This is a genomic window from Pseudooceanicola sp. HF7 (assembly GCF_011806405.1).
GTDB lineage: Bacteria > Pseudomonadota > Alphaproteobacteria > Rhodobacterales > Rhodobacteraceae > Pseudooceanicola.
Genome location: NZ_JAATOW010000043.1, coordinates 22542 through 35937 on the forward strand (window position 1 = coordinate 22542; position 13396 = coordinate 35937).

General features: G+C 68.1%; 9 protein-coding genes and 1 pseudogene. 8 read left to right on the forward strand and 2 right to left on the reverse strand.

The window, feature by feature from the left end:
* Positions 1-3: 3 nt before the first annotated feature.
* A complete protein-coding gene (locus tag HCZ97_RS18135) occupies positions 4-2010 on the reverse strand; it encodes a glycosyltransferase family 2 protein (protein WP_167690526.1) in 2007 nt (668 codons plus the stop codon).
* A 539-nt stretch (positions 2011-2549) separates the two neighbouring features.
* Between HCZ97_RS18135 and HCZ97_RS18140 the strand changes: the two genes are divergently transcribed.
* From HCZ97_RS18140 to mprF, 8 genes are all read left to right on the forward strand, one after another.
* Positions 2550-4499 (forward strand): TonB-dependent receptor plug domain-containing protein, encoded by a 1950-nt coding sequence (locus tag HCZ97_RS18140; RefSeq protein WP_167690527.1) that lies wholly within the window; start codon positions 2550-2552, stop codon positions 4497-4499.
* 72 nt (positions 4500-4571) lie between these two features.
* Complete coding sequence (locus tag HCZ97_RS18145) at positions 4572-5129, forward strand: hypothetical protein (protein WP_167690528.1); 558 nt, start codon at positions 4572-4574, stop codon at positions 5127-5129.
* Positions 5116-5667 carry a DUF2271 domain-containing protein gene (locus HCZ97_RS18150; RefSeq protein ID WP_217701821.1) on the forward strand — a complete coding sequence of 184 codons (552 nt, stop codon included), beginning with the start codon at positions 5116-5118 and terminating at the stop codon, positions 5665-5667. Before HCZ97_RS18145 ends, HCZ97_RS18150 begins: the two co-directional genes overlap by 14 nt.
* A 1-nt stretch (position 5668) precedes the next feature.
* Positions 5669-6304: a PepSY-associated TM helix domain-containing protein gene (locus HCZ97_RS18155; RefSeq protein ID WP_167690529.1), complete on the forward strand. Its 636-nt coding sequence runs from the start codon at positions 5669-5671 to the stop codon at positions 6302-6304.
* Positions 6305-6306: 2 nt separating this feature from the next.
* The gene (locus tag HCZ97_RS18160) at positions 6307-7293 is read left to right on the forward strand and encodes an FAD:protein FMN transferase (RefSeq protein ID WP_167690530.1); all 987 of its coding nucleotides are present in this window, start codon (positions 6307-6309) and stop codon (positions 7291-7293) included.
* Complete coding sequence (locus tag HCZ97_RS18165) at positions 7290-8567, forward strand: NADPH cytochrome P450 oxidoreductase family protein (protein WP_167690531.1); 1278 nt, start codon at positions 7290-7292, stop codon at positions 8565-8567. Before HCZ97_RS18160 ends, HCZ97_RS18165 begins: the two co-directional genes overlap by 4 nt.
* Before the next feature lie 21 nt (positions 8568-8588).
* Positions 8589-10007 carry a YncE family protein gene (locus HCZ97_RS18170; protein ID WP_167690532.1) on the forward strand — a complete coding sequence of 473 codons (1419 nt, stop codon included), beginning with the start codon at positions 8589-8591 and terminating at the stop codon, positions 10005-10007.
* Positions 10008-10502: 495 nt separating this feature from the next.
* Positions 10503-13097 carry a bifunctional lysylphosphatidylglycerol flippase/synthetase MprF gene (mprF, locus tag HCZ97_RS18175; protein WP_368484398.1) on the forward strand — a complete coding sequence of 865 codons (2595 nt, stop codon included), beginning with the start codon at positions 10503-10505 and terminating at the stop codon, positions 13095-13097.
* Positions 13098-13180: 83 nt separating this feature from the next.
* Here the strand turns inward: mprF and HCZ97_RS18180 are convergent.
* A pseudogene (locus HCZ97_RS18180) lies at positions 13181-13396 on the reverse strand (Fic family protein); the annotation flags it as partial.

Here is a 13396-nt window from a genome sequence, read left to right on the forward strand (position 1 = left end):
GGATCAGCCCCTGGCCAACGCCGGGTCTTCCTCCGTTTCGGGGGCGGCGTTGATCGTGGCGATACGCTCCCTGAACTCCGCCCAGCCCTCGCGTTGCTTGAGCGCATCGATCTTGCCGCGGTGCCAGTCGCAGGCGGCGGCATGCAGGCGGGCCAGCTCCGGATCCTCCATCAGGCGGGCGAATTCGGCGCGCAACTCCGGCAGGCGAGCGTGGATGGAGGTATCCTGTTCCGTGTTGAAATTCATGTTGGACCAGTAATCGATGCCCTGGTCATCGCCCACGTGATTGGTCCGGCCCCGGTCCCGCTTGACCAGGAAACTGTCGACAGAGCGCACGGCATAATGGTGCAAGCGCGCGAAATCATGGGAAAATCCGCCATGTGCCTTCCAGCCGCCGGTCAGGTAGGCATCGGGCATGGGCTTGCCCCCGGCATCCACCCACTTCACGTCGCCCTGGTCCAGAAGGAAGGCCGGGCGGTGGATGCGCAGGCGCTTGAACCGCTCGGTATTGCGCACCAGCGTCTTCATCCCGAGCGCGCGGTAATTGGGGAACTCCAGCTCTGCGGTGCTGCGGTCAAAGCGCTCGGTGATGAAATCCTCGGTATAGGTCAGGTGGCCGGAGTTGCCGAACAGTTTCCAGCAGACCGAGATCGCATCGGCATCGGTCCCGACGGCGGCAAAGAGGTCATCAAGCCGCCCCGCGCCGGTGCGGATGTTCAGGAACTCGTCGCAATCGGCACAGATGAGCCAGTCTGCCTCCTGGCAGAGCGGTTCGCGCATGGCGGCCTTCAGCGCGGTACGCTGCGGGCTGCCGCCCTTGCCGAAGGTGTTGATGCGGTGCTGGGCCATGCCAAGCTCTTGCAAACGTTCGGCAATCTTGTCAGTGCCGTCGTCGCAGTCATTGGTGTAGATCAGGAAATCCGTGAAGCCGATCACCCGGTTGTAGGCGATCCATTCCAGCATGAAGGGGGCTTCGTTCTTCATCGTGGTGACGATGACGCGGCGGGTCTGGTCCTGGGGCGGGATCACCTTGGGGGCGGTGCCGCCGGCCTGTTCGGGCGCGATGATCCGGGTGGTGATTTCCGGTGCAGGTTCAGTGACTTGCGGAGTCGCGCCAGGCAAGGCGCCCTCGGCCTTGAGGCGGCGCAAGCGGGTGCGGAAGGTCTGGTCGAAACGGGTCGCCATCTCTTCCCGGCCGGTTTCGCGGAAATAGGCAGAGACGGAGCCGCGGAACCAGGGCAGTTCCCGGCGGGCGCGATAGAGGCGATAGAACTCCGCCTCGGTCAGCTCATCGAAGATGCAGTGTTCCATCACCGGCTTCAGCGCACCGATTTTTCGCAGGAAAACCGCGGACTTGTGGACGGAATAGCGGCAATTGAAGACCCGCACGTTATCGCCCGAGAAACGCTCCACATGGGCGCGGTCCAGGTCGTGGCGGGGATCGTAGAAGATGCTCACCTGCCCCAGTTCAGACGTCAGCGCGGCGGCATCCGACAGCGGCAGGGTCCAGTCCTGGCGGCGGCCGGTTTCAAAGCGGGTTTCCCAAGGCACCAGCTCTGGATCAAGGGTGCTTTGCGGGTTGATCGCCACCACATGGGCATCGGGAACGAGCGAGCCAAAGGCGATCGCCGCGAAGCCGCCCATGGAGACCCCGGCAAAGATCACGCGATCGTAGTCTTCAAAAAACCCTTCGCTTACAAGGGCCTGGAAGCGGCGGATCAGATCCGCGTCACGATACCAATCGCTGACATGGGCCATGATTCCAAGGTGGCACAGGCCATTGTCCTGGGCGAACTTGAATGCCCAGGGCTCGCGGTCGCGGGCGGTGTCGCCGACGTTGGAAAGATTGTCGAAAGTGACCAGAAGCCGGGTGCCGGGGCGGCGGACGAACATCAGGCTATGGCGCAGGTTCTTTTCCAGGAAGCCTTCGCCTTCGGCGCCCGGACGCAGCTCATCCAGCCACAACGGGCCGAGGGCCTGGTCGTCGAAATCCTGGTCCTGATCACTCATAGGGACGTCTTCTCAATCGGTTAGGAGCATAATATCCTGTGCGGCGGCGCAGGTCGCTGCCCCTTTCATATTACAGGGCGGGCATAGGTTCATCCACAAGAATGCATGATGCGTCAAAAGCACCGGGGCGGGCGACATTGATGTGACAGGGCGCCCGAAATGGGGGCGCAAAGGGGCTGTCGGTGGCACGTCTGTATCGTGTCGGTATCACGTCGGTATGACGTCGGTGCGCAGCGCACGGTGGGGCGGCAGGTCGTTAACGCCGCTGTGACAGGCTGTTCAGGCAATGACCCCCGAAAACAACATAACCCTGATTACAAGCGCGTTCGGCCGGTCCGGCCGGCCGAAATCTGCTTCCGGCCCAACGAAGAAGGTGACAAAAAATTTCCTGACTATAATAATCGGAATTGACCTTCTCTCCCGGGCAGCCCTATAAGGCGACCCAGGCCAGAAACCCGTGTCGGTATCCAGCACTCCCCCCAGAACGAAGACGGGAGTGCCCCCTGTGGCAACTTCCGCGATACCGATAGGACAGTCAGATGGCATCTCCCGCCCGGCTGCGCAGGCTGCTTTTGGGCAGCGTGGCGTTGGCCATTCCCCATACCGCTTTCGCACAATCTCAAGAAACGACCCTTGCGCCGATCCTCATTGAATCCGACCGCGAGGTGCAGACGCAGACCGCGGTCCCGGTGACCGTGATCGATCAGGAAGAAATCGACGCGCGGCAGGCGACCACCACCGCAGAGCTGCTGGATTCCGTGCCCGGCGTGACGCTGGTCAATGGCACCACCCCCGGCGGATCCGCGATCAACATCCGCGGCATGGGCGCCCAGTCCGGGACCTACGGCAGCGACCAGACCGTGCAGATCCTGGTCGACGGCGCCAGCACCGGCGCAGAGGAACTGTACCGGATCGGCACCCAGCTTTACACCGACCCGGCGCTTTACAAGCAGGCGGAAGTGATCCGCGGCTCTGTCGGGACCTTCGAATATGGCTCTGGCGTGATTGGCGGCATGGTCCGCTTCGAGACCAAGGATGCCTCTGACTTCACCGGCGGAGAGAACGGTTTCGCGGGCCGCCAGTACCTTGGCTTCAATTCCAACGGGAACGGCTTCGTCTCTTCCTCTTCCCTTGCCTGGCAGCCGAACGAAGCCTTTGAACTGCTGTTCAACTACACCTGGCGGACGCAGGACGAATACAAGGACGGCAACGGCGAGACGGTGGAAAACACCAATTTCACGACGCCCTCCTACCTTGCCAAGGGCAAGCTGTATTTCGGCGAAGATCAGCAGCATTCCCTCTCCCTGAGCTACGCGGATACGCAGAGCTCTGAAAAGGACGTGCCCTACGACCAGTTCGGCACGACGAACATCGGCAACGTGGACCGGGACATTCATTCCCGCACCGCCGTGCTGTCCTACAAGTTCGACTCGCTGGACAATGACCTGGTCAATGTCGACGTGACGCTGAGCCGGGCCCAGCAGAAGATCGATCAGCAAAGCTCTACCGGGAATCCGATGGCGCTGCTGAACGCGGATCAGGATTACGTCACCACCAAGCTGACCGCCAAGAACACGATGGAATTCATGACCGGCGGGGTGGATCACAACCTGCGTGCGGGCGTGGAATACATGCTGCGCGACCGGCTGGATGCCTCTTCCGCGCCGGGCGGGGATGACAAGCGCTACGCCATCTTCCTTGTCGATGACATGCGCCTGGGCGGTTTCACCTTCTCTCCGGCGCTGCGGTACGAAGACCAGAATATCGACGGCACGGAATACGGCTACGGGACCTATCACAACGACGCGCTGATGGGCGGTGCCTCGCTTCGGTACCAGTGGGCCAGCGGTTTCGCGGTCTTCGGGTCCTGGTCCTACACGGAGGGTCTGCCGATCCTGGATGACCTGACCAACGCGGCCTACATGACCCTGTCCCAGAAGGCAAAAACCTGGGAGCTGGGCCTGTCCTACGGTTCGCGCGATGTCTTCGCCGCCGGGGACCGCCTTGCGCTGAAGGTGAACGCCTACCACACGGATATCTGGGACGTGACCGCCTATAGCAGAGTCACCGATGTCACGACCGAGGGCGTGGAGATCGAGGGATCCTACTCCGCCGCGTCCGGCCATTACGTCGACCTGAACGCCAGCTTCGCCAAAGGCTATAACCGCACGCCCGGGGCCGCCAACGACTTCTGGGAACAGCAGCCTGCCAACCAGGTGCGGCTGGGCCTTGGCCAGCGCATGGACAACGGGCTGGACGTGAAGTGGGAAAGCGTCTGGAACGCCGAGATGGACCGCAGCACCAACCCGACGCCGGGGACCCTGCTGCACAATGTCTCCGTCGGCTACGCCCCCCGGAGTGGTGTCCTGGAAGGGGTCGAGACGCGCTTTTCCGTCGAGAACCTGATGGACGAATTCTACGAGCCCCACCTGGCCACGCGGCCCGCGCCGGGCCGGACCTTCAAGGTCTCCCTCGCCAAGTCCTTCTGAGACCGACGACCCCAAGGCGGGGCCCGGTGGTCCCGCCCTTACCCCTGAACCCTGACGCAGAGAGATGACGCCATGCGCAACAGATTGATCCCGCTCGCCCTTGTTCCTCTGGCCCTTGCCGGGCTTGCACCGCTGCCCGCCCTGGCCCAGCAGGCCGAGACCGAAACCGAGGAGTCCCGCCCGGCGCCCGGCGTGGCCGGGGGGCACCGCAAGGATGCCTTCATCGCCGCCCATGACACCGATGGCGACGGCCAGGTCACCCGCGCGGAATACGACGCCATCCGCAAGGCGCGCTTCGAGGGCGCCGACCTGGACGGGGACGGCGTGCTGAACGAAGAGGAATACGTGGCCGAGTTCAAGGGCCGCCTGGACCAGCAATATGCCGACCAGGGTCTTGAGCCGGACGAGCGCTACGAGGGCTCCATGGAACAGGCCCATGTCCGTTTCGCCATCGTCGACCGCAGCCGCGACGGGAAACTGACCTGGGAAGAGCAGCAGGCCGTGGCGGATTCGACCTTCAAGGGCCATGACACGGACGAGAACGATATCGTCAACGCCGATGATCCCCTTCCCGTGGAGGAAGACGAGGAGGAGGGGTCCGAGGATGCCTCCGGGGATGAGCAGGGCTGATCCGATGAGCCTGTCGCGCAACCTTCTGCCGGCCCTCGGGGGCGGGCTTCTGGTCACGGGGGGCCTGGCCTCCGGGGCCGGCGCGGGCGAGGTCCGGGTCAGCGTGACGCTGCCCCGGATCGATGCCGCGCCCTATTACCGCCCCTACCTGGCCGCCTGGGTCGAGACGCCAGAGGGCGATCCGGCGGCTACGCTGGCCGTCTGGTACGACACCCGGCTGCGCGACAACATCGGCACCGGCTTCCTGCGCAACCTGCGCAGCTGGTGGCGCGCGACCGGAGAAGAGATGACCCTGCCCGCCGATGGCGTCAGCGGTCCGACCCGCGGCCCGGGCACCTATGATCTGGCTTTCGATACCGAGACCGGCCCGCTGGCCGGACTGGCCCCGGGCCCCTACCGCCTGGCCGTCGAAGTCGCCCGCGAGGATGGCGGGCGGGACCTGGTGCGCCTGCCGCTGGATCTGACCGGGGACGCCTCGGAAGAAACGGGCGAGGGCGCGGAAGAGCTGGGCCGCGTCACCCTGGCCGTGGAGCCCTGAGATGTCCGCCGCGCCGATACCGTCCACCGGGCGCAGCTGGTGGCTGCGCCAGCTGACCCTCTGGCACCGGATCACCGGCGCGGCGAGCCTGTCCATCCTGGTGTTCTTCGCAGTCACGGGGTTCCTGCTGAACCACCCCGGGCTGATCCCCTCGCGCGGGGACACCGAGTACCGCGAACTGGTGCTGCCCGAGAACCTGATGCCCGCGCTGGCCGATGCGCCCGACGGCGGGACAGGCCCCCTGCCCGCGCCGCTGGCCGACTGGCTGGGCGCGGAGCTGGGCCTGCCGATGGGCCATGTGGAAGCCGATTACGACAGCGCCGAGGTCTGGATCGACCTCCCCCGCCCGGGCGGCGAGGGGCTGGTCATCCTGGACCGGGAGAGCGGCAGCGCGGAGGTGGAGATCATCCGGCGCGGCTGGCTGGCCGTGGCCGCCGACCTGCACAAGGGGCGCGACAGCGGGCTGGCCTGGCCGCTGGTCATCGACGCCCTGGCCCTCGGCACGCTGCTTTTCGCGCTGAGCGGCTTCGCCATCCTCTTCATCCAGGCACGCGCAAGGCCCGCGACCTGGCCGGTGACCGCCGGGGGGCTGGTCTTCCCCGCGATCCTCTTCCTTCTTTTCGTGCACGGTGGCTGAGCATGACCGGCAGACCGCTTATCCTGATCGAACCCGGCGCGCCGGAGCACATGGCCGGCCCCGGCTGGATCCGGCGCCGGGCCGAGGGGCGCAGCATGGGCACCGGCTGGCGGCTGGCGATCTGGTCGCCGCCAGGGACGGAGGGGCTTTTGCCCGATCCGCAGGCAGAGGTCCGCGCGGCCTGCGAAGAGACCATCGCGATCTTCAGCCCCTGGAAGGCCGACAGCGCCCTGACGCGCTTCAACCATGCCGCGCCGGGCTGGCACGATCTGCCCCCTGCCCTGATGGATTTGCTGAAAGCCGCCCTGCACCTGTCTGATCAGACCGGCGGCGCAGTGGATCCCTGCCTTGGCCGCCTGTCGGACCTCTGGGGCTTCGGCCCGTCCGGCCCGGTGCAGGCGGCGCCCAATACCGCCGCGCTTGAGGCCGCCCGCGCGGCCTCTGGCCGGGAACGGCTGAAGCTGCGGGGCGCACAGGCCTACCAACCCGGGGGCCTCTGGCTGGATTTCGGCGGGATCGCCAAGGGCTGGGCGGTGGACCGGGCCTCTGCCCGGCTGAGCGCTGCGGGACACGGCGTGCACATGATCGAGATCGGCGGCGAGGTGGCGGCGCGGGGCCTTTCGCCCGAGGGCCAGCCCTGGTGGGTGGCGCTGGACGGGCCGCCGGGCCTTGCCCTGCCCGCAGCCCGGGCCGCGCTGCATCGCGGGGCGCTGGCGGGATCGGGCCACTGGGCGCGGCGCTGCGGGCCGGGCGCGGGCTGGAGCCATACGATCGACCCCGTTTCGGGCCGTACCTTCGCCGGAGAGGTCCTGGGCGTGCATGTCTTCCATGACAGCGCCGCCCTCGCGGATGCCTGGGCCAGCGCGCTGATGCTGCTGCCCGAAGCGCGTGGGCTGGCGCTGGCCCGCCATCACGGCATCCGGGCGCTTCTGACCCTGCAGGGGGGGCGCCGCGCCGGCACCCTGCCGGACCTGGCGGAGGCCGCATGATCGCGCTTGCCACCAATGATCCCCTCCGCATCGCCACGGCCGTGGCGCTGGCGCTGGCCTGGCTGGCCCTGCTGGCCTGGCGGCGCGGCGGGCGACAGCAAGACGCGCCTACCGGGGGGCCGCTGGTTCTTTATGCCTCCCAGACCGGGATGGCCGAGGAGCTGGCCCGCGCGCAGGCGCGGCGCATGGGCACGCGGGCCATGGCCCTGGGCGAGGTCTCTGCCCGGCAGTTGGCCCGCGCGGGCGAGGCGTTTTTCCTGCTTTCCTCCACCGGCGATGGCGAGGCCCCGGACAATGCGCGCGGCTTCACCCTGCCCGAGGGCGCGGACCTGAGCGGGCTGCGCTACGGGCTGATGTCGCTGGGCGACCGGCGCTATCCCTCCTTCTGCGGCTTCGGGCGGCAGGTGGATGGCTGGCTGCGCCAGGGCGGCGCGCGGCCCCTTTTCGATCCGCTGGAAGTGGACCGCGCGGCCCCTTCGGCGCTGGCGGCAGAGCTGGCCCGCTGGGAGGGGCTGACGGGACAGGGCGGCGCGCCCGACCTCTGGCACCTGACCGAGCGCGCGCAGATCACGCCGGCTGAGGAAGCCGAGCCGGTCTATCGCCTGGCCCTGACCCCCTCTGCGCCCGTGGATTGGGCCCCGGGCGCCATCGCGGAAATCCAGCTGAGCGCGCCCGACGGGCAAGTGCAGCGGCGCAGCTATTCCGTGGCCTCCCTGCCCGAAAGCGGCGCGGTGGAGCTGGTGCTGCGCCGGCGCTGCGGGGCAGAGGGCGTGCCCGGTCTGGGCTCTGCCTGGCTGACCGGGGGGCTGGGCCTGGGCGGCGCGGTGCGGATGCGCCTGCGGGACAATCCCAACCTGGCCGCGCTTGAAGCCGCCCAGGCGGAGGATCGCCCGCTTCTGATGATCGCCACGGGCACCGGGCTGGCGGCGGTGCTGGGCCCGCTGCGGGCGCGGCTTGCGCAAGGCAAGGCCCCGCTCTGGCTGATCCACGGTGCGCGCTACGCCGATTTCCCCCAGATCGCCGCGCTGCGTGACGACCCCCGGCTGCGTGTCGATGCCCTGCTGTCGCGCGGCCCCGATCCGCGCCGCGTGCCCGAATTCCTGACGACAGAGGCCGAGGCCCTGCGCGCCTTTCTTTCCGACGAGGCGCTGGTGCTGATCTGCGGCAGCCGTGCCCCCGGAACCGCCGTGCTGGTGGCGCTCTCCGCAACCCTTCCCGAGACGACCTTCACGGCCCTGCGCCGCGATGGCCGCCTTCTGACCGACCTTTACTGACGTTCCCGAAAGGAGCCCTTCATGTCCCTGAAACCTGTCCTTCTGCGCGGTGCCGCGGTGCTGGCCCTGGGCCTTGCCACCCTGCCCGCCGTGACCTTGCCGGCCCTGGCGCAATCCTTCCCCGAGCCTGTCGCCCAGACCGGTCGCTTCCGCGTCGCAGCCGAGGATCCGCAAAAGCCGATCTTCCCCGGCAGCACCGTGACGCTCACCGGCGACGGCTTTGTCCCGGGCCAGGAAATCACCCTGCAGCGCGGCACAGAGGCCCTGACCGGCGCGGCCCCCCTTGTGGCCGATGACGAGGGCAGCCTGTCGTTCGAGATCACCCTGCCCGAGGATGCCGCCGTGGGCATGCATCCCATCGTGGTTCTGGGGGCAGAGCCCTCGACCACGGAGCTGCTGGATCTGAAGGTCTCTCCGCAGGTGCCGCTGTCCGGGCAGGAGGGGTTTGACGTCACCTCCGTCAAATCCCCCGCGCCGGGCCTCTACCAGGTGGTCTACAGCCCCGGGTCCGAGGCGCTGTTCGTCACCGCCGCCTCTTTCCGGCCGATGTCCGCGAAGATCCTGAAACTGGATCCGCAAACGCTTGAGGTCCTGGCCGAGGTCAGCCCGGCGCCCTATGCGCAAGAGGCGCTTTCGGGTGAGGGCGGGCAGTTCGCGGAGGGGCCGGCAGCGGCCTTCGGGATCGGTCTGGACGAGGAAAACGGGCGGATCTGGGTCACCAACACCTCGACCAACAGCATCGCGGTGTATGACCAGGCGGACCTGTCGCTGGTGAAGCAATTCCCGCAAGGACAGGTCTATCACAGCCGCGAGGTACTGGTGGATGCGGACCACGGGCGGGCCTATGTGACCTCTTCCGCCACGGCCAAGGTGCATGTCTTTGACACGCAGACCCTGGAGCCGGTGGAGGTGATCGAGATCGACAGCTCCCTGCGGGGCGGAAATTTCTACGTGATGAACCTGGTGCCGGATGCGGAGGGCAAGCGGATCTTCGTCAGCTCCCGTGCCACGAGCGAGCTTGCGGTGATCGATGCGGAAAGCGGCGCGGTCACGGCGGTGCATGCGCTGCCGGGGATGATCCACGCCACGGGCCTGGCCTATGACGCGCAAAGCGGGATGGTCTGGGTGGCCGGCCAAGGATCGGATGACGTGATGGTGGTGGACCCGGAAAGCGGCGAGGTGCTGCACGAGGTCGCCGTGGGCGCGGGCGCGCTGAGCCTGGACAGCGATGGCGCGCGCGGCCTGGCCTGGGTCGCCAACCGCGGGGCAGGCACGCTGACGGCGGTAAGCGCGGAAGGGGAGATCCTGGCAAACCTGGAGATTGGCAGCTATCCCAACGATGTCACCGTGGCGCCCGACGGGACGGTCTATGCCGTCAACAAGAGCTTCGGCGCCGAGGACGAGGCGGGTGACCTGATCTGGGCGATCCGCCGCAAGTAAGGCCGGCGCCCCCGTTTCGGCGGGGGAGGCACCTGCCGCAGAATGTCGGGGCCTGGCTGTTTCCCTTGGTCCATTTCCCGGCAACTGCCCCCGTTGTGCATCGCCGCGTGACGGGGGCCTCATCGCGTCCGGGCGGGCGTTGCGCAAACTGCGGGCCGCGTGCCGTGAGTTTATTGGCAAGAAGAAGAGGGGCAGGTGGCGCCAGGGGCCCCGGCCTTGGTCCCGTTTGATCCGCAGGGCCATATCGCGCGGTACGCCCTCCGGGCCGGTGATCCCGGTCAGGTCCGGGCGCCGGGGGGCATGCCCCCCACGAGAGGCGGGGGCTCGATGCGCCCGGGGATCGTCCCCCGGAGGGGCGCGTGATGGCGGCGAGCCGGTGAACACTCCGCCGCCGTGGCATGGATTGCCTGTCCCTGGACGCTGCCGCCAAGATGAATGATTGCCTGCAAGGTCGCCCCCGTGGCATCTGGAAGAAAACCGGACGGGGGAAGACAGGTGAAGACAAGCGGGATCGCAGAACGGCTGAAGGTCATCTTTCCCTTCCTGCTGACCGCCGTGCTTTTCGCCGCCGGCGGGCTGGCGCTTTACCACCTGCTGGAAGAGGTCTCCCTGAGGGAGGTGATGACCACCCTGCGCGCCACCCCGGCCAGTGCCATCGCCCTGGCGATCCTGTGCACGGTGGCGGGCTACGGCGCGCTGGTGGGCTTTGACTGGTCCGCCCTGCGCTACCTTGGCCGGCGCCTGCCCCTGCCCGTCGTCGCCACCGGCGGCTTCCTGGGCTACGCGATCGAGAACACCGTGGGCGCGGGACCGGTCACCGGGGGCGCGGTGCGCTATCGGATCTATTCCGCCCTTGGCCTGCCCCCGATCGAGATCGCGGCGATTTCCGTCTTCGGCTCCATCGCCTTCGGGGCGGGCACCGGCTTCATCGGCCTGGCCGCGCTGGCCTGGCATCCCCATGTGCTGGGAGACATGCTGCCCCATGGGCTGGCCCTGTCGCACGGGGCGATCCGCCTGGGCGCGCTGGCCGCCCTGGCGGCGGGCAGCGTCGCGCTGGTGGTCCTGGCCCTGCGCGGAGGCGAGCTGACCTTTCGCGGCATGAAGCTGCGCGCGCCCTCGCCCGGGCTGCTGGCGGGGCAATTCCTGCTGACCGCGGCGGAAACTCTGTTTTCCGGCCTTGCGCTTTACCTGCTTCTGCCGACGGACGGGCTGGGCTTCGTGCCCTTCATGGCGGTTTTCGCGGCGGCGGTTCTGGCCGGCGTCGCCTCTCACGTGCCCGGCGGTGTCGGGGTCTTTGAAAGCGTGGTGATCGCGGGCCTGCCGCCCTCTGTTCCGGCCGGGCAGGCCGCCGCCGCCCTGTTGCTGTTCCGCCTGATCTACTACGTGCTGCCCTTCATCCTGGCGCTGCTGCTGATGGCGCTGGCAGAGCTGCGCATGACCGGGGGGCCGGTGCGCGCGCGGCTGTCACCGCTGTTCCGCGCCGTCAGCTCGCTTGTGCCGCTGGCCATGGCGGGCATGGTCTTTGTCGCCGGGGCGCTGATGATGCTGGGCAGCCTGCTGCCGGCCACCAGCGGCTGGTCGCAGGAGCTGGGCCAGCTTGTGCCGCTGGCCTTCCTGGAGGGCGGCGCGCTGATGTCGAGCGTGCTGGGTGCCCTGCTGCTGGTCATCGCCCATGGCCTGATGCGCCGGGTCGAGGGCGCCTGGTGGCTGGCCATGGCGGTGCTTCTGCTGGGCGCGGGCGCCAGCCTGGCCAATGGGCTGGATTACGACAGCGCGCTGGCCCTGGCGCTGGCCGCGCTGATCCTGCTGCCTACGCGGCGCGAGTTCTACCGCGCCACGCGGCTGACCCGCAACGTGCTGAGCCTGCGCTGGAGCCTGCTGATGCTCTGCCTCGGGCTGACGCTGCTGGCGGTCTTCTTCTTCGCCCACAAGGCCACCCCCTACGACGCGGAGCTTTGGTGGCAATTCGCCTCTGACAGCGCGGCACCGCGGGCCCTGCGCGCGGCCCTGGTGGGGCTGGTGGTGATCGCGCTTCTACTGCTGCGTTTCGCCCTGCGCCCCGGCCGGCTGGAAGCCGCCCTGCCCGATGCCGATCAGCTGGCCCGCGCCGAGGCGATCCTGCGCGCCGGCCCCGCCCCCCAGGGCGTCCTGGCGCTGACCGGGGACAAGGCGCTGCTGTTCTCGCCCAGCGGGGAGAGCTTCCTGATGTATCGCACCCAGGGGCGCAGCTGGGTTGCCCTGCATGAGCCCATCGGCCGGGAAGAGGAAATCGCCCCCCTGGCCTGGGCCTTTCACGATGCCGCCCATGCGGCCAATGCGCGGCCCGTCTTCTACGCTGTCTCAGGCGCCTCTGCCCCGATCTGGCTGGACATGGGCCTGGGCATCCAGAAACTGGGCGAGGAAGCCGTGGTGGAGCTGGAGGACTTCGGGCTGCAGGGCAGCGCGCGCAAGCGGCTGCGCACCAGTCACAACCGCGCCCTGCGCGACGGGCTGAGCTTTGAATACCTTGCCCCGCCTCATGCGCCGGCGCTGCTGGCAGAGCTGAAGGCGATCTCCGATGGCTGGCTGCGGGCGCGCTCCACCGGGGAAAAGGGCTTTTCCGTGGGCGCCTTCACAGAGGATTACCTGCAAAGGACCCCGGTGGCGCTGGTGCGGCTTGAGGGCCGCGTGGTGGCCTTCGCCAACCTCTGGGAAACCGATCTGCGCCGCCGCGCCGCGCTGGACCTGATGCGCCACCCGGAGGATGCGCCCTCGGGCGTGATGGAGTTCCTCTTCACGGAGCTTCTGCTGCATTACCGCGATGCGGGTTTCCGCGAATTCAGCCTGGGCAATGCGCCCTTCTCCGGGCTGGAGGCGCGCCGGGGCGCGCGGCTGAGCACCCAGTTGGGGGCCTTCCTTTATCGCCACGGTGGCAGTTTCTACAACTTCGAGGGGCTGCGCGCCTTCAAGGAGAAATTCGATCCCCGCTGGGACCCGGTCTACGTGGCCCTGCCGCCCCGCGCCAACCTGGTGGCGGTGGTGACCGACCTGGTCGCGCTGATCGGCGGCGGGGTCACGCGCAGCCTTGGGGTCGGGGCCGGGCGGCGGTAGGAGACGGGTGGGCCGTTCTGAAGGGGCCTTACCGGCAGCGGGACATCGACACATAGAAATATCCGAATTTATCGGCCGGTCCTTCAGTAGGTCAGGTAATAGCGCGTCGCGCGCCCGCCGCCGGGGCCCCGTCTGAGGATCCCGCGGCTTTCCAGGTCTGTCAGATCCCGGGTGGCCGTGGCGGGCGACACGCGGGCGATCTTGCCCCAGGGACCGGCAGACAGGCCCTGTTCCAGCCGCGCGGGGCCTTCGGCGAACAGCCGGCGCAGGACGCGTTCGGCCCGCTCGGGCAGATCGGG